The organism is Bacillus sp. C30, from assembly GCF_040838255.1.
GTDB lineage: Bacteria > Bacillota > Bacilli > Bacillales > Bacillaceae_G > Bacillus_A > Bacillus_A mycoides.
The window spans coordinates 1-16,902 of the sequence record NZ_JBFPJH010000053.1; the positions used below are offsets into that span (position 1 = coordinate 1).

Sequence of the window (16,902 nt, forward strand, 5' to 3'; positions counted from 1 at the left end):
CTTATCAAAGTATATTTGATCTTGCGACAAGCATCGATAAACTTATTTCTTCAAGCGCATTTACCGGAAATGAAATTCGATTAGAAGTTGGATATGAATACTCGGATGATCCAAATCTAAATATCCATCATATTACGAAAAACTATAAAAAATTAGATGAATCTGAAGGAGGTGAGAAATGATGGAGCATGTGAGTATGAATAAGCTTTTAAATTTAAAACGAGATATTCGCTTTGAAGCCAAAGGTGAAAATGAGTACAAGCTAACTGTTTATGGGTCAATCGGTGGATGGTTTAGTGAAAATAATGCTGAAGCTGTAAGAAGAAAAATTCAAGATGTAAAAGCAGAAAAAATCCATGTTCATATTAATTCAGGTGGAGGTTCTGCATTTGATGGTGTAGCCATTTGTAATCAGCTAAAGCAACATGATGCTGAAATTATAGTTCATATTGATGGTTGGGCAGCTAGTGCCGCATCTGTAATTGCAATGGCAGGTGATAAAATCATTATGCCTAGCAATACTATGATGATGATTCATCAAGCGAGTACCTTTGAATATGGAAATGCAGATCTTTTTGAAAAAACAGCACGAGATCTACGAAAGATTGATTCAGCTTTAGCGGCATCTTATAAGAAACGTTTTGTTGGAACAGATGAAGAATTAAAACAGCTTTTAAAGGATGAAACTTGGCTAACAGCAGAGGAAGCAGTTGCTCTTGGTTTAGCTGATGAAATTGCTGATGAAATTGAAATAGATGATACGCAAGAAGAGGAAGAGGAAGAAGAAGAAGAGGAATTTGTAGAAAATTTTAAAGAAGATTTAGTAGCTAAGTATACGAAACAGCCAAATAATCAAAAACCAAAAGAGCCTATTCAAGAGCCTGTTAAAACAAAACAGAATCTGAGTACGCTCTTTTTAAATTTAGGAGGAAAATAAATTATGGTAATTAAATTTAATAACTTTGAAGATAAAAAACTAGCTTTTGCAAAAGCGACACAAGAAGGTACACCAGAAGAACAAACAGCAGCATTAAACTCCATGATTGAAGCACTTGCTACAGATGTTCGTTCAGATATTTTAAATCAAGTAAATGAATCAATGGTAGATCGTTCTATTATGCAATCTCGTGGTGCGAATGTATTAACAAGTGAAGAAATGAAGTTCTTTAATGCAGTCGTTCAAGATGGTGGATTTAAAGATACTGAAACATTACCTAAGACAACACAAGAACGAATTTTTGATGATTTAGTTCAAGGTCATCCGTTGTTAGAACATATCGGATTAGAAAACTTAGGTGCTGTGACAGAATTTATCTATGGAGATCCAGAAGGTGCGGCTGTATGGGGACCATTATTCGGTGATATTAAAGGACAACTAAATGCTACATTCCGAAAAGAGTCTATCTCTCAACTTAAATTAACGGCATTTATCCCATTGGCAAATGACATGCTTAAACTTGGTCCGGTATGGGTGGAACGATATGTTCGTACAATGATTTCAGAAGCTATGTCTGTAGGTTTAGAACGTGGATTTGTAATTGGTACAGGTAAAGATGAGCCTATCGGATTGTTAAAAGATCCAAGTGGAAGTGTTGTTGGAGGAGTATATCCAGATAAAAAAACAGCAGGGACTTTAACGTTTGAACCAGGTCGCAAAACAATCAATGAATTAAAAGGCGTTGTTAAATTACTGGCTAAAAAGCTAAATCCTGATGGGAAAACTGATGCAGACAGACCAAAAAATATTGCTGGGAAAGTCGTTATGGTAACAAATCCGTTTGATACTTTTGATATCCAAGCAAATGCAACAATTCAAAATGCGGCTGGAGTGTATGTGACAAGCTTACCGTTCAATCCAACTCCTACAGAATCAGTATTTGTACCTCAAGGTAAGGTCCTGTTTTTTGTTAAAGGAGAGTATATTGCAGCAATGGGTGGAACGGAGCCAATTAAAAAATATGAAGAAACATTAGCTTTAGAGGATGCAACGCTTTATATTGCTAAACAATATGCTACGGGTAAGCCGAAGGACAAATATACTTCACAAGTTTACACATTAAGCCTTGAGGAAACACCACCAGCAACTAAATAAGGAATGATGTAAATGGAAACAGTAATTTCAAATGAAATATTACAGCAATTCAAAGATAGGATGCGATTAGGTGATGATGAAGATGATAACCTAAGACGCATCTTATTTGCATCCAATAAAGATTTAGTCAGAGTTTGTGGTGATTATGATCTTAATAATGACGAGGTGTTCAAGGAGTTAGTCTTTGAACGCTCTCGTTACGTTTACAACGATGCTTTAGAGTATTTTGACAAGAATTTTTTAAGTCAGATTAATAGTTTAAGCATCGGAAAAGCTTTAGAAGAAATTAAGTTGGGCGGTGAATAAAATGCGTCCTTTTCAGTATAAAAAGCCACTGAATACAGGTGATTGTAGAAATCGAATTATTTTTGAGCAGCCTGAAGTAATAAAAGATGAATTAAATCAAGAAATTGAAACTGGTAATTGGCAAGAAGTTAAAAAAGCATGGGCGATGATAAAAACGATAAAAGGTTCAGAGTACATTGAAGCTTCGGCTTCACAGTCCACGCGGATTTATCGGTTTGTAATTCCTTACACAGCGGGAATTACAGAATTAATGAGAATTATTTTGAAGGATAAAACAGGACATAGAACCTTCGATATCATCGAACCGCCAATGAATGATGATGAAATGTATCAAACATTGACCATTATCGCAAAGGAGCATACTTAATATGAATGATTTTGCGAGTGAGATTGCTAGAGAATTACAAAGGTATGCAAATGTTGTGGAAGAAAACTTAGAAAATGAAATTGATGAAGTGGGCGATATTGCTGTAGGTAAATTAAAGCAAAATAGTCCTAAAAAAACAGGTGCTTATCGTAAAGGATGGCGTAAGAAAAAAGAAGGTAATGGTGTTGTCCTTCATAATACGCAAGGACAATTAACGCATTTTTTAGAAAAGGGACATGCGAAAGTCGGTGGTGGTCGAGTTCCAGCACAAGTTCATATTCGTCCAGTTGAAGAGTATGTAATTGATGAATTGCCAAAACGTATCGAAAGGGCGGTTCAACAATGACATTAGGAGAACTAACAAAAATTCTTGAAGCTACAGGTTATCCTGTGGCTTATTCGCATTTCACAGCAACGCCAACCAATCCAGTTCCACCGCCACCTTATATTTGTTTTCTTGTGGACGGCTCAGCCAATCTCATGGCTGATAACAAGGTGTATCACAAGATAAATGATGTAAATATAGAGCTTTATACAGCTAAGAAAGATTTAGCTGCAGAAGCCAAGCTAGAACAAGTCCTAGACGATCATGAGATTCCTTATGACTCGTATGGGACTTTTATAGAATCTGAAAAAATGTATCAAAAATTTTATGAAACGAGGTTGATGTAAATGAATGAAAACAAGGTAACATTCGGTTTGAAAAATGTACATTATGTACCATTAGATACTAAGGATTTTTTAGTTAAATTCGGGACACCAATTCCATTACTTGGTGGAGTTGAACTAACTTTTGAGCCACGCGGTGATTTAATTGAATTCTATGCAGATGACATGCTTTATTACGCGGCAAGTAACAACCAAGGCTATGATGGAACGTTGTCCATTGCGACTATTCCAGAGCAATTTGCTATTGATGCACTTGGTGAGGAATTAGACGAAACGGATGGCGTATTAAATGAATTAGCTGATGCAAAAGGAAAACCATTCGCCTTATTATTTGAGTTTGATGGTGATGTGAACGCAACCCGTCATGTTATGTATAACTGTTCAGCAAGTCGTCCAACGATTGCATCTAAAACAAAAACAAGTTCTGCTGAACCAAATACAAATGAACTGAAGTTTGTTTCTAGCCCAATTATTTTAGCACCTGGTGGAAGACCAATGGTTAAAACGAAAACAACTGCTAAAACAACACAAGCAATTTATAACGACTGGTACAAAAAAGTATATGTAAAAACACCGGCAGCACCAAAAGGAGCGTAATTATAAATGGAAAAGACAATTACTATAGATGGAAAACAAGTTCGATTAAAAAGCACAGCGGCAACAGTTAAACGATATAAGGCACAATTCAGACGTAATTTATTTGCAGATATGATGGGGTTAGGAGCAATTAATGCTTTAACTACACCAGATGGGTCAGAACAACCAATTGATATGTCTAATGTTGATATAAGTAAAGTGGACTTTGAACTTATTTATGACTTAACTTGGTTATTCGCTAAAACGGCTGATTCAAGTATTCCTGATCCTATGACGTGGCTGGATGAATTTGAAGAATTCCCTATTGAAGAAATCATGCCAGAAATAATGGAACTAGTTCAACTTACTATGGGAGCAAAAAAAAAATAACAGGAAATGATGAAAAGCAAGGGACTTTCAGTGATGAAGAATTAACCACTGATACGTTCCTTGCTCTTTGTTATAAAGCGAGATTAACACGTTGGGATTTAGAAGACATGACAATTGGTGATTGTTTTGATTACATTGCTGAATTTGCTGAAATGGAGAATCCAGACAAGGAAAAAACTCGTAAAGCAAATCAAAAAGACTTTGATTCATTCTAAGAAAGGGGTGAGATGATGGCAGGAGGGAAAATCAAAGGGATTACGATTGAAATCGGTGGGAACACTCAACCATTACAAAATGCCTTAAAAGATGTGAATAAACAAAGTAATTCTTTGGCTAAAGAATTAAAAGATGTTGAACGTTTATTAAAGTTTGATCCTGGTAACGTTGAGGAACTTGCTCAAAAACAACAGTTACTTACACAACAAATTGAAAACACTACACAAAAGCTCGATAAATTAAAAGCAGCGGAGCAACAGGTTCAAGAGCAATTTCAAAACGGAAAAATTTCAGAAGAACAGTACCGCTCATTTAGGCGTGAAATTGAATTTACACAAGGGTCACTTGATGGTCTGAAGAACAAGCTTGGTAATATGAAAGCCGAACAGGAGAATGTAGCGAGTTCAACACGACAACTAGAAACTTTATTTAGTGCTACAGGAAAAAGCGTTGATGATTTTGCAGGAGCATTAGGTAATCGTCTTGTAAATGCAATTAAAAGCGGATCAGCTACAAGTCGACAGTTAGAACAAGCAATTGGTCTTATTGGTCGTGAAGCATTAGGAACAGAAGCCGATATTGAAAAGTTACAACGTGCGCTTCGTTCTCTGGATGCCGGAAACTCAATACAACAAGTACGAAATGAATTAAGAGATTTACAACAAGAAGCTGGTAGAACAGAGAAGAAGTTTGAAGGTCTAAAGGTAGGATTAGAAAACGTCATAGGTGGTATGGCTGCCGGTGGTGGTATTGCAACTGCGATTGAAAAAGCAATGGATATGTCAAAGTTGAAAACAAAAATCGATATCACGTTTGACGTTCCAGAGTCCTCAAAAAAATCAGTGGAAGAAGCAATAAGAGGCGTAACCGCTTATGGAGTAGATACAGAAGCATCTTTGGAGGGTGTACGTAGGCAATGGGCTTTAAATAAAAATGTAAGCGACGAAGCGAATGCAGCAATTGCCAAAGGAGCAGCTGTTATATCTCAAGCTTATGAGGGTATAGACTACACAGAGTTAATTCAAGAAACATACGAAATAGGAAACGAATTAGGGATAACTCAAGAAAGTGCTCTTGGTATGGTTGATGCGTTGCTAAAAATGGGATTTCCACCAGAGCAACTAGATATCATTGCCGAATACGGAAGTCAGCTGACTCGTGCAGGTTTTAAAGCTGAAGAAGTCCAAGCGATTATGGAAGCAGGCGTTGAAACGGGTAGTTGGAATATTGATAATCTCTTAGATGGATTGAAAGAAGGACGAGTAAAATTAACTGAATTTGCACAAGGAGCGGATAAAGCCTTAAAAGAATCGCTTAGCGGATCTGGTATTGCTACAGAACAAATAGAAAAGTGGGGCGCGGCTGTCGCTAAAGGTGGAAGTGACGGTTCTAAAGCTATGGTAGAAGTAGCTAAAGCCATTGAAGGGATAGAAGACCCGGTAAAAAGAAATCAAGTGGGGGTTAAAGTTCTAGCCACAATGTTTGAAGATCAAGGGCAAAATTTAACCAATACTTTAATAAGCGCTTCGGAAAAAACTGTAGACTTCCAAAAGAATCAGGATAACTTAAATGAATCCATAAAAAAAATGGATGCAAGTCCAGCAGTTAAGTTTCAAAAAGCAATGCAAGATTTACAAGTAGCACTTAAGCCAGTTCTTAGTGTTATAGCGGATGTTATTTCCAAAGTGGCCGAATGGATTTCAAATAATCCAAAATTAACCGCTACATTGGTAGCTATCGCAACAGCTATTGGCATTATTTCAGGTGCTATTTTAGCACTCGCTCCAATAGTTTCAGTGATAATGAGTATAGTAGGGGCTGTGGAAACAGCATTAGGAGTTGGAACACTTGTTGCAGCTGGAATTGTCGCCATAGTTCCTATTATTATAGCGGCCGTAATTGCTTTAGGTGTCGTTATTTATAAAAATTGGGATGACATCAAAAAATGGACGATAGAAACATGGAATTCTATTAAGGAATATTTAATAGAACTTTGGGATGGTATAACCCAATCCTGTAGTGAAGCCTGGTCTTCATTTTTAGAAACGATGCATTCATTTTTTGATCCCATTGGTCAGTTTTTTAGCGATTTGTGGACGGGTATAGGTGAAATATGTAGTAGTACCTGGAATTCTATTGTTGAATTCTTTTCTGGGGCTTGGGCCTCGTTCACTGAAATGATGCATAGTTTCTTTGATCCGATAGGCGAATTTTTTAGTAGTTTATGGTCTGGAATTGTTGAAACAGCATTCTCTTGGTGGTCTTCTTTAGTTACAACAGCTTCAGAACTGTGGGGGACACTAGTACAGGCTTGGCAGGAAACCTGGAATACAATTCTTACTGTATTAGATCCAATTATTTCGGCGGTTTCTACCGTTTTAGAAGCTGGTTGGCTACTTATTCAAGCTGGAGCGCAAATTGCCTGGGCAGCCATTTCTCAATTTATTATTCAACCGATTCAAGAAGCTTACGACTGGGTAAGTACAAAAATCGGTGAAATGGTCACTTGGCTTGGTACACAATGGGAAATTGCAAAAGCTGTGGCACAAGTTGCGTGGGGATTATTTAAACAATATATTATTCAACCAGTCCAGGAGACTTGGAGCTTGGTGAAAGAAAAGTTCAGCGATTTAGTTTCTTGGTTAAGTTCACAATGGGAGCTGGCTAAGTCTTATACGTTGGCAGGATGGAACCTGGTAAAACAGTATGTTATCCAGCCAGTGCAAGAATTGTGGAATACAACGAAAGAAAAACTTGGAGATTTAGCAAACTGGATATTAGGAAATTGGGAAAAAATAAAATCCTATACACTTTCAGCTTGGAATTTAGTGAAGCAATATGTAGTTCAACCAGCTACAGAGGCTTATAATTCAGCTAAAGAAAAGTTTGAGAGTTTGTATAATTCTGCGCGTGAGAAATTTGATGCTGTAAAGAATGCTGCACAAGAAAAATTTGAAGCAGCGAAAAGATTTATTATGGACCCAATAAGAGATGCGGTTGACGGGGTAAAGGGATTCATCGATAAAATCAAGGGATTCTTTGAGGGTTTAAAGTTGAAAATCCCAAAACCTGAAATGCCACCTCTTCCACACTTTAGTTTGCAAACTAGTACGAAAAACGTTTTAGGAAAAGATATTACGTTCCCATCTGGACTCAATATTGATTGGCGCGCGAAAGGTGGTATATTCACTAAGCCTACAATATTCGGGATGAATGGCGGAAACTTGCAAGGCGCAGGAGAAGCTGGACCAGAAGCGGTTTTACCATTAAATAAAAAGACACTTGGAGATATTGGTGAAGGTATTGCTAAGACTATGATTGGTACTACCGGATCTATGAGTCAATTAATGGGTGATATAAGTCGCATGATGGATAGTTCTATGAGCCAGTTATCAGGATTAAAGACTGTTATGAGTGGTGTGTATGGAAGTATGTCAAATAGCAGACAAGCCATGACAAACGGTGTATCAAATCAAGTATTTAATTACTCGTCTGGATCATCTGGTGGCGGAGCAATTCCAATGCTTGGTGGTGACTTGGTAGTTGAGGTTCCTGTTGTTTTAGAAGGTCGAGACGTGGCACGTGGAACTTATCGATATACAAAAGAGTATCAAGAAAGAGAAGAACGAAGAAACTCAGACTTTTAGGTTTGGGTTTCTTTTACTTTATAGAGAAACGAGGTGTCAAAATGAGCTCTTTTACATTTAACAATGAACGTAAAAAATATATCCAAATAGAAAAAGGATGGAGTCCACCAACATGGGCACCTCTAAAAAGAAATTTTTTAAAAACACCTGGATATCCAGGTGCAAGATTATTAGGAACGGAAACAGATCCTCGTCCACTTCCTGTTCCTGTGGGAATTATCGTTCCAGATGGAACAGATTTAGAAACGTTAAAAGAAGAAATAGCAGCTTGGTTAATTACAGAAGAAGCAGTTGAGCTAACTTTTGACACAAAACCAGATAGAACATATATAGCTGTTATTGATGAAGATTTTAATGTTGATGATTTTGTGAGTCTAGGAAAAGGTACTTTAAAATTTATTTGCCCAATGCCTTATAAATTAGGGAAAACAAATACACACACCTTTACTCAAAATTGGTCTACAGAAATAACTTCTAATTTTACTAATAAAGGAAGCGTAGAAGCCCCACCAATAATTGAAATGATTGTGAAAAAACCAAGCACTTTTTTAGATGTATGGTTTGGTGCATATCCTTTAGAGCGAAACTATTTCCGTATTGGTTATCCATTAACTGTGGAAGAATCAACTGTACAAGAGCGTGAACGCGTGTTGTGGGATGAAATGTCATCCGTTGTAGGTTGGACTCCTGTTACTGGACAAGTGGAAGAAATGAAGGGTACAGGCGAACTAAAGGTGAAAGATGGAACAGCGATTTATTGCCCATATTATGGTCCAGAAGGAACAGAAAAGTTTCATGGTGGTATTGCAAAAAAAAGCATACCTGGTGGGCCTATTCAAGATTTCGCAATGGAAGCCAGAGTGCATTTGGAGTCAAAAAATATAGATCAAATGGGACGTGTGGAAGTTTTACTTTTGGATGAAGCGAGTAATGTTGTAGCTCGAATAAACATGAATGATTTATATTGGGATGCTGAGATTACAAAAGCACACATGCGAATTGGTAATCAAGGAACTCCTAATAGTTCTCGTGTATTGGTTGATACAAGTGGGGCATATCCTAATACGTTTAATAATTTTTATGGAAAATTGTGTATTGCAAGAAGAGGGAATGAATGGTCTGTTTATGTAGCTCGTTTCAGAGATGGTACGGAAATAGATGATGCTTCATTAGTTGAACGTTGGATTGATACGGGTGCAGGTAATAATCAAAATCCGATGACGAATCGAAAAATTGCACAAGTCATGATCGCTATTTGTAGATGGGATAGGAATACACCTGTTTATACCATGCAAATTGATGATTTAAAGATTTGGAAGATAAATAAAGTCCCGTCTAATAAAAAGCCTTATATTTTCGATACAGGAGATAAAGTGATTATCGATACAGAAAGAAGCCTTGTTACGATTAACGGAAAAGATGCCATTAATATTAAAGATATATTTAGTGAGTTTCCTAAAATCATACGTGGAGATAATCGTATTGATATTATGCCACCAGATGTTACAGCGACAATCAGTTACAGGGAGAGATACAGATGAGAACGCCAAGTGGTGAATTGCATGTTGTTGATTTTAAAACAGAACAAATCGTAGCATCTATTCAGCCTAAAGATTATTGGGATGATAAAAGGCATTGGGAACTCAAAAATAACATTGATACATTAGAGTTTCGAGTATTTGATAATACAAAGCATTCAGCCACACTTATGCAGCAGAATTTAGTGTTAAAAGAAGTGCGTGATGGTCGTATCGTCCCTTATGTAATTACTGAAATTGAAAAGGATTCTGATGATAGATCAGTAATCGCTTATGCATCTGGTGAATGGGTTCAACTTGCTAAAGCTGGCATTATCCCTCCACAAAAACTAGAAGGTAAGACAGTAATTGAAATGGTGGATATCACTCTTGCAGGTACGAAGTGGAAAAAAGGAAATTTAGAATATGCTAGTTTCCACTCTATGACGATTGATGAATTTATTGATCCATTGACTCTCCTTAAAAAGATAGCTTCATTGTTTGAATTAGAAATCCAATATCGCGCAGAGGTCATAGGTTCTCAAGTCGTTGGTCGTTATGTTGATATGGTTAAGAAGCGTGGTCGAGAAACAGGAAAAGAAGTAACTCTCGGCAAAGATTTGATGGGAATTAAACGGATCGAAAACTCTCAAAACATTTGTACAGCCTTATTGGGTTTCGTGAAAAAAGAAGGCGGAGAGTTTGTTACTATTACGGAAATAAATAACGGTGTCCCTTATCTTGTGGACAGTGATGCTTTTCAAAGATGGAATGAGAAAGGACAGCATAAATTCGGTTTCTATAGTCCAGAGACAGAAGACCAAGATATGAATCCTAAACGCTTAATGACTCTTATGAATACAGAGTTAAAAAAGCGTGTGAATACATCCGTTTCATATGAGGTCCAAGCACAATCAATTGGGCGTGTATTCGGATTAGCTCACGAGTTAATTAATGAAGGCGATACAATCCGGATTAAAGATACAGGCTTTACGCCTAAATTGTATTTAGAAGCAAGAACAATCGCTGGTGATGAATCATTTAAAGACCCTACACAAGATAAATATGTGTTTGGTGATTATCATGAGATTGTTGATCCAAATGAAGAATTAAGAAAGATTTATAATCGTATCCTTAGTTCTTTGGGTAATAAACAAGAAATGATAGATCAGCTAGATAAGTTGGTAAAAGATGCTAACGAAACGGCTAGTAATGCTAAGAAGGAATCGGAAGCAGCAAAGACACTTGCTGAAAAAGTACAAGAAAACATTAAAAATAATACCGTCGAAATCATTGAATCAAAGTATCCACCAACAACGGGGCTAAAGCCTTATAAAACACTTTGGCGTGATATCAGCAATGGAAAACCTGGTATTTTGAAGATATGGACAGGTGCGGCATGGGAATCGGTTGTACCCGATGTTGAATCAGTAAAAAAAGAAACTTTAGACCAAGTTAATAAAGATATTGAGTCCACAAAAAACGAGCTAAATAAAAAGGTCCAGGAAGCGCAAAATCAAGCAACAGGACAAGTAAATGAAGTGAAGGAAAGTTTACAAGGTGTTAGTCGTACGATTTCAGATGTACAAAATAAACAAGGTGAAATTGATAAGAAGGTAACTAAGTTCGAACAGGATTCTAGTGGATTTAAAACTTCTATTGAATCATTAACGAAAAAAGATGGAGAAATTAGCGGAAAATTAAATACAGTCGAGCAAACTGTGGAAGGTACGAAAAAGACAATTTTAGATGTGCAGCAAACAACAAATGATCTTAAGAAAACAACAACTGAAATTACAGAGCAAGCAGGTAAAATCAATGAAAAGTTAACTAGTGTAGAAACGAAAGTTAATAATGATAAGGCTGGGGGACGTAACCTTGCATTAGATTCAAATGTAAAATATGAGAAAACAGATTATTTAATCAATCAATATTCTCTAACTGAAAATTTCTCTACAGGTGAGGAATATACCTTTGTAATTAAAGGGAGTGTCCCTCAAGGTCAAAAATTTGGAATTTGGCAGAATGGCGGGTCTAGCAATGTTGGATATGCAACAAGTGTTTACGCAAATGGGATAACTTATGTAACCTTCAAAGCTGTTGCGGCTACAAGTGGGAATGAACGAAAGTTAAGTTTATATAACTCTCCAAGTAATACTACAAAAGCTACTGTAGAATGGGTTGCTCTATATAAAGGGAATAAGCCGCAGGATTGGACGCCAGCCCCAGAAAACCAAGTAACAACCGATGAATTCACCAAGAAAACAAATGAAATTACAAAAAGTGTGGATGGCATCAAAGAAACAATAACAAAAGTGGAAAATAGCCAAAGTGGATTTGATAAACGTGTTGCTACTGTAGAAAAAGATGCAACCACCATTAAACAAAATGTCTCATCGATACAAGATACACAGACAACACAAGGAAGACAATTACAAGAGGCGAAAGCTGGATGGGAAAATACTGCAAAAGCACTTGAAGGGAAAGTCGAGCTTAAACAAGTAGAAAATTACGTTGCTGGGTTTAAGATACCTGAGTTGAAGCAGACTGTTGATCAGAATAAAAAAGATTTACTTGGTGAGTTAGCGAACAAGCTTGCGACAGAACAATTTAATCAAAAAATGACTCTGATCGATAACCGTTTTGTTGTTAATGAGACAGGTATTAATGCAGCAGCCAAAAAGACAGAGGTATATACTAAAGAACAAGCAAACGGACAATTTGCTACAGATTCCTATGTAAGAGATATGGAATCTCGTCTTCAGATAACAGAAAAAGGCGTTAGTATATCTGTAAAAGAAAACGGCGTTATTGCAGCATTCAATATGAGTAAAGAAAATATTACATTGAATGCGAGCCGAATTAACTTAGTAGGTTTTATTACAGCAAATCATATTAAAGGACAAGTTTTAGAAGGTGTAACACTTAAAACGAGTGGAAATAGATTTGTTGAAATAAATAAGCAAGACATGAAGATTTTTGATTTAGATAAACCACGTGGCTATATGGGATTTATGGAAACAGATGATGGAAGTATTCAACCTGCACTTGTTCTTGGTTCGGATAACAGAAAATTCGCTGGTACAGGTTCATTCTATATTTATCAAAAGATTCCACGAATTAACGGTACTGAGCAACCTTCTAAAGCTTTTGCTACATTTGGACTCTCAAAAGGAGAAAATGGATCAGGGAACAATATATGGTCATCGTATATTCAAATGCAAAATGATGGTGGTCATCTATATGCGTATGCAGACGGAAGATTGTATTTTGATTGCTTGAATGATATTGTTTTTAACTCAGTAGGATGGGCTCCAGGATACGGTAAATTCATGGTGACTACAACGGAACCACATTATTTTACAAATAACTATGGTGAGTTTAATTTCCAAAGGAAAGGTAGTGGTAACAAAATAACCTTCCTCAATGGCGTCAATGATCATGATTTAGTCATGGGTAGAGTAATGATAAGGTCAAGCCTTGCATCAGGTTATGACACCGGACTACAAATTAAAGATACGCTTGGCAATTCATGGCGAGATTTAGAATTAAGAACATTAAGAGCAAAAGAAAACATCTCAGCAACTGGAGGCGTATGGGCCAGGGAATTTATTCCTAACTCATCTCGTAAAATCAAAACAAACATTGAAGATTTGCAGTTCTCTGCGCTACAAACACTCAACTCTGTACGTATTAAAAAATACAATATGATTTCTGACGTTGAAAAGTACGATGCAGGTGAAATTGATGTATTGCCTGTATACTATGGTATGATCGCTGAGGATTCTGATAGTGTATTTACAACTCCAGAAAAAAATGCAGTCACATTATATAGTTCGGTTTCTATTACAATGCAATCGGTACAAGAATTAGACTGGAAAGCAGACAATATGCAGTTTGATATTGGAATGGTAAAACAAGCGCTTGAAGCAGAAAAACGCGAGAAAGTTTTCATCCAGGATCAACTTTACGAATTAAAGGATTTAGTAGTTCGTCAGGAAGACAGAATAGCAAAGTTAGAAAAATTATTACTACAACAATTAATTGATAAGAAACCAGAGCAGCCATAAGCTGGTCTTTTTTTATTGAACAAAATACGGCTTTTATAAAAAAGAGGGGCGATTTCGCTTCTCTTTTTCTTTTGCAAAGGGGATGAGAACAATGGAAGATGCAATTTTCAATTCAGTTATTCAACAAGGAGCATTCGCAGCGTTATTTGTGTGGATGCTTTTTACTACGCAAAAAAAGAATGAGCAACGTGAAGAACAGTATCAAGCAGTAATCCAAAAGAACCAACAAGTCATTGAAGAACAAGCAAAAGCCTTTAGTTCATTAGCAAATGATGTATCAGATATTAAACAAAAAATTATGGGGAATGGTGATGTAAAATGAAAAAATCTATTAGCGTATTCAGTTCAGTTGCAACGGCTTCTATTATTCTACTCACATCTGTAGGAAGTGTTTTTGCAGATAGAGAAATGATAATTCCAGATTTACCAAAGCAAGGATATAGATATGGTGTCGGTGCATATGAGGGTGTTGTAGCTCATTCTACAGCCACTCCAGAAGCTCCAGCTATTAACATTCAAAAATATGAGTCTCGTACATGGAGAAATGCATTTGTTCACTATGCAGTCGATTGGGACGAAACAATCCAAATCGCTGATACAAAGTACATTGCTTATGGTAGTGGACCTGCTGCTAATAAGCGATTTGTACATGTAGAGTTATGCGAAACAACGGACTATACAAAATTCAAACGCAGCTATGACAAATATGTTAAGTTACTAGCTAAAATCTTACGTGACCGTGGGTTATCTGTAGAAAAAGGATTGTGGACACATAGCGATGTAACGCATCACCTTGGTGGTACAGATCATGAAGATCCAATTGATTACTTACAATCTCATGGTGTTTCAGAAGCTCAATTTAGAGCGGATGTCGGGCGAGCATACAATAATGCTAGCGTGGATGTTTCTGTCCCTGAAAAACCATCTAAACCAGCAGAAGTACCGACAGCAGTAATAGATGGTATCGCTTATATAGAAGGTTACAACGTTAATTTACGTAAAGGACCTGGTACAAGCTATTCTAAGATTCGTCAGTTAAATAAACCAGAATCTTATGTTGTCTGGGCTGAAAAGGATGGTTGGTTGAATCTTGGTGGAAATCAGTGGATTAAGAATGATCCATCTTGGCAGGATAAAGATGTGGCTGGTTCTGTAGATGCAAAATTAGGATTTACAATTGATGCGAAAGTAAATGTAAATGGTTCTCCGCAATATAAAGTGCACAATAGTAAAGGTAAAACCTACTATGTAACAGCAAACGAAGACTTTGGATATGTGAAGTAAGACGGAAACTAAAAGAGGTCCCTTGTATATACAAGAGAACCTCCTCTAGGTATGTCAGTTATTTGTAAAGTTTAAAATAGGCAGATGCAAAACAGCGTACCCCTGGGAAAAGTACTATGCTTTGCGGTCAAAGCATCTATTTGAAGGAAACTAGCATGTTCGTTTTTAGTATATGTGACCAAATTTCAGATATGACATGTAATAAAATAATAGTAATTAATGTGAATTTATATTTAGATTTGGGTTGAAATACCATAAAGGAAAAGCATGCTATGTAGCAGTAAATGAAGCCTATGTGTTGTATGTAAAGTGAAAAAAAGCAGCACACTCTTGACCAGGGAGTGCACTGTTTGCGGATGGATGAATCTATGTCAAAGACAATATATGGTGCAATTCGGGTCTACGGAACCAAAATGAAAAAATAAATTTGCTTTTATTAACAATAAATAAAGTCTATATGAAGTAGCAAACAAAAATAGGATGATCCTTGGTCAAGAGTGTGCTCTTTTCATTTTCTATCGATTTCGCAGAGTCATACATTGAGACTAACTTTATTAGTTGTAAAATGGTTGGTTTTGAGAGTGGTTTCTATGTGAATCCGCTCTTTTGTTATTTCATCCAGGGTCGTGTGTTTCATCCTTAAAATGTCCAAAAGGATTCTTGAGGGGGGTGTCCCAACAGTTCTAACATTCTTAGGGGCCCCAAGGGGCGAGTCTCGCTTCCTTGGAGGAATTGAAATGGAAGGGAAGATGAGTGAGAGAGAAATGTTGAATTTGGTTATAAAAACTAGGACAACTTTCTAATTTGGTAAATGAAACATATCTTAAAAAAGATATACAAAATACAATATGTTTAAAGGTATAGGGAGGAATGTTTCTGTATTATTGATCCAAATCCACCAAACATTACACCTACTGGATACAAGTATATATCTTTTCTCTTGATGTTTAATGTAGATGTCATCCAACTTTCATGAGTCATTGCTTTGATTCAAATGTTTTTGAATTCGTTTATTTAACTCTGGTCTATATTGATGAACCTAGCGCATAATGGTCGCGTGGGCCAAAGATAACTCTCGTTCATCCATCATTTCCGCTAAATCACGAAAACTTATGGTGTACCGCGGGTACTAACGTACAGTTAATAAGATAATATCTGGTTGATAGTGTTTCTAATTAAATACATTTTTCGGGTTTGTATTGATCGCAGGTCTTTTTAAAAGTAATTCTATCAGTATTTCCAAGATTGAAAGAGGATTTTCAGTTATTTTTAAGTTTTTACACCAGAATCCTTTGGGAGTATAAATTAACGGGTTATACAAACGCGGAACATAGTGTGTAGAGTATGAATCGTTTTATGTTTTGTTACCTGTATTAAGTGTGATATGAATTTTTGGAGGTAAAAGTATGAAGAATAAAAAATGGGAAAAGCATCCTTTATTTGATACGTGTCTCATTGCAACAGGATTAAATCCAGATTTGATTGGCCCGACATTTGCTCCGATTCCGTCAGTTACAGTTCCTACAGGCCCAACGGGAGTCACGGGCTCAACAGGAGAAACGGGACCTACGGGAGACATGGGACCTACAGGAGAAACAGGACCAACGGGAGAAACAGGACCTACAGGAGACACTGGACCAACGGGAGAGACAGGACCTACCGGAGAAACAGGACCAACGGGAGGCACTGGACCTACAGGAGAAACGGGACCAACGGGAGAGACAGGACCAACGGGAGAAACAGGACCAACGGGAGAAACAGGACCTAC

General features: G+C 36.9%; 14 protein-coding genes and 2 pseudogenes. 15 read left to right on the forward strand and 1 reads right to left on the reverse strand.

Going from position 1 to position 16,902, the window contains the following annotated elements; genetic code table 11:
- The 14 genes and pseudogenes from AB3X49_RS08385 to AB3X49_RS08450 all read left to right on the forward strand — a co-directional run.
- Nucleotides 1–182: pseudogene (locus tag AB3X49_RS08385) on the forward strand (phage portal protein); the annotation flags it as partial.
- Complete coding sequence (locus AB3X49_RS08390; protein ID WP_367961525.1) at nucleotides 182–937, forward strand: head maturation protease, ClpP-related; 756 nt, start codon at nucleotides 182–184, stop codon at nucleotides 935–937. The pseudogene AB3X49_RS08385 and the gene AB3X49_RS08390, both read left to right, overlap by 1 nt.
- 3 nt (nucleotides 938–940) lie before the next feature.
- Entirely contained in the window at nucleotides 941–2,092 is a 1,152-nt protein-coding gene (locus AB3X49_RS08395; RefSeq protein WP_367961496.1) for a phage major capsid protein, read from the forward strand.
- Nucleotides 2,093–2,104: 12 nt separating this feature from the next.
- Nucleotides 2,105–2,398 carry a hypothetical protein gene (locus tag AB3X49_RS08400; RefSeq protein ID WP_367961498.1) on the forward strand — a complete coding sequence of 98 codons (294 nt, stop codon included), beginning with the start codon at nucleotides 2,105–2,107 and terminating at the stop codon, nucleotides 2,396–2,398.
- Nucleotide 2,399: 1 nt separating this feature from the next.
- Complete coding sequence (locus AB3X49_RS08405; RefSeq protein WP_264539873.1) at nucleotides 2,400–2,765, forward strand: phage head closure protein; 366 nt, start codon at nucleotides 2,400–2,402, stop codon at nucleotides 2,763–2,765.
- Between the two features lies 1 nt (nucleotide 2,766).
- Complete coding sequence (locus tag AB3X49_RS08410) at nucleotides 2,767–3,111, forward strand: HK97 gp10 family phage protein (RefSeq protein ID WP_367961501.1); 345 nt, start codon at nucleotides 2,767–2,769, stop codon at nucleotides 3,109–3,111.
- Nucleotides 3,108–3,437, forward strand: coding sequence for a hypothetical protein (locus AB3X49_RS08415; protein WP_367961504.1), 330 nt, complete (start codon nucleotides 3,108–3,110; stop codon nucleotides 3,435–3,437). The genes AB3X49_RS08410 and AB3X49_RS08415 overlap by 4 nt, the downstream gene beginning before the upstream one ends.
- Complete coding sequence (locus tag AB3X49_RS08420) at nucleotides 3,438–4,031, forward strand: major tail protein (protein ID WP_367961507.1); 594 nt, start codon at nucleotides 3,438–3,440, stop codon at nucleotides 4,029–4,031.
- A gap of 6 nt (nucleotides 4,032–4,037) precedes the next feature.
- Nucleotides 4,038–4,400, forward strand: coding sequence for a hypothetical protein (locus AB3X49_RS08425; protein WP_367961509.1), 363 nt, complete (start codon nucleotides 4,038–4,040; stop codon nucleotides 4,398–4,400).
- A gap of 230 nt (nucleotides 4,401–4,630) precedes the next feature.
- Nucleotides 4,631–8,263 carry a phage tail tape measure protein gene (locus AB3X49_RS08430; RefSeq protein ID WP_367961512.1) on the forward strand — a complete coding sequence of 1,211 codons (3,633 nt, stop codon included), beginning with the start codon at nucleotides 4,631–4,633 and terminating at the stop codon, nucleotides 8,261–8,263.
- Nucleotides 8,264–8,304: 41 nt separating this feature from the next.
- Nucleotides 8,305–9,804 (forward strand): distal tail protein Dit, encoded by a 1,500-nt coding sequence (locus tag AB3X49_RS08435; RefSeq protein WP_367961514.1) that lies wholly within the window; start codon nucleotides 8,305–8,307, stop codon nucleotides 9,802–9,804.
- Nucleotides 9,801–13,850, forward strand: coding sequence for a phage tail spike protein (locus tag AB3X49_RS08440; protein WP_367961516.1), 4,050 nt, complete (start codon nucleotides 9,801–9,803; stop codon nucleotides 13,848–13,850). The genes AB3X49_RS08435 and AB3X49_RS08440 overlap by 4 nt, the downstream gene beginning before the upstream one ends.
- A gap of 91 nt (nucleotides 13,851–13,941) precedes the next feature.
- On the forward strand, nucleotides 13,942–14,172 hold the full coding sequence (locus tag AB3X49_RS08445; RefSeq protein WP_367961519.1) for a BhlA/UviB family holin-like peptide: 231 nt from the start codon (nucleotides 13,942–13,944) through the stop codon (nucleotides 14,170–14,172).
- On the forward strand, nucleotides 14,169–15,134 hold the full coding sequence (locus AB3X49_RS08450) for an N-acetylmuramoyl-L-alanine amidase (protein ID WP_367961521.1): 966 nt from the start codon (nucleotides 14,169–14,171) through the stop codon (nucleotides 15,132–15,134). The genes AB3X49_RS08445 and AB3X49_RS08450 overlap by 4 nt, the downstream gene beginning before the upstream one ends.
- A 973-nt stretch (nucleotides 15,135–16,107) precedes the next feature.
- Here AB3X49_RS08450 and AB3X49_RS08455 read toward each other — a convergent pair.
- Nucleotides 16,108–16,287 (reverse strand): annotated as a pseudogene (locus AB3X49_RS08455) (IS6 family transposase); the annotation flags it as partial.
- Between the two features lie 253 nt (nucleotides 16,288–16,540).
- On the opposite strand from AB3X49_RS08455, the gene AB3X49_RS08460 reads away from it, so the two are divergent.
- Nucleotides 16,541–16,902: exosporium leader peptide-containing protein (locus AB3X49_RS08460; protein WP_367961523.1), on the forward strand; the 362-nt coding region annotated here is incomplete at its 3' end.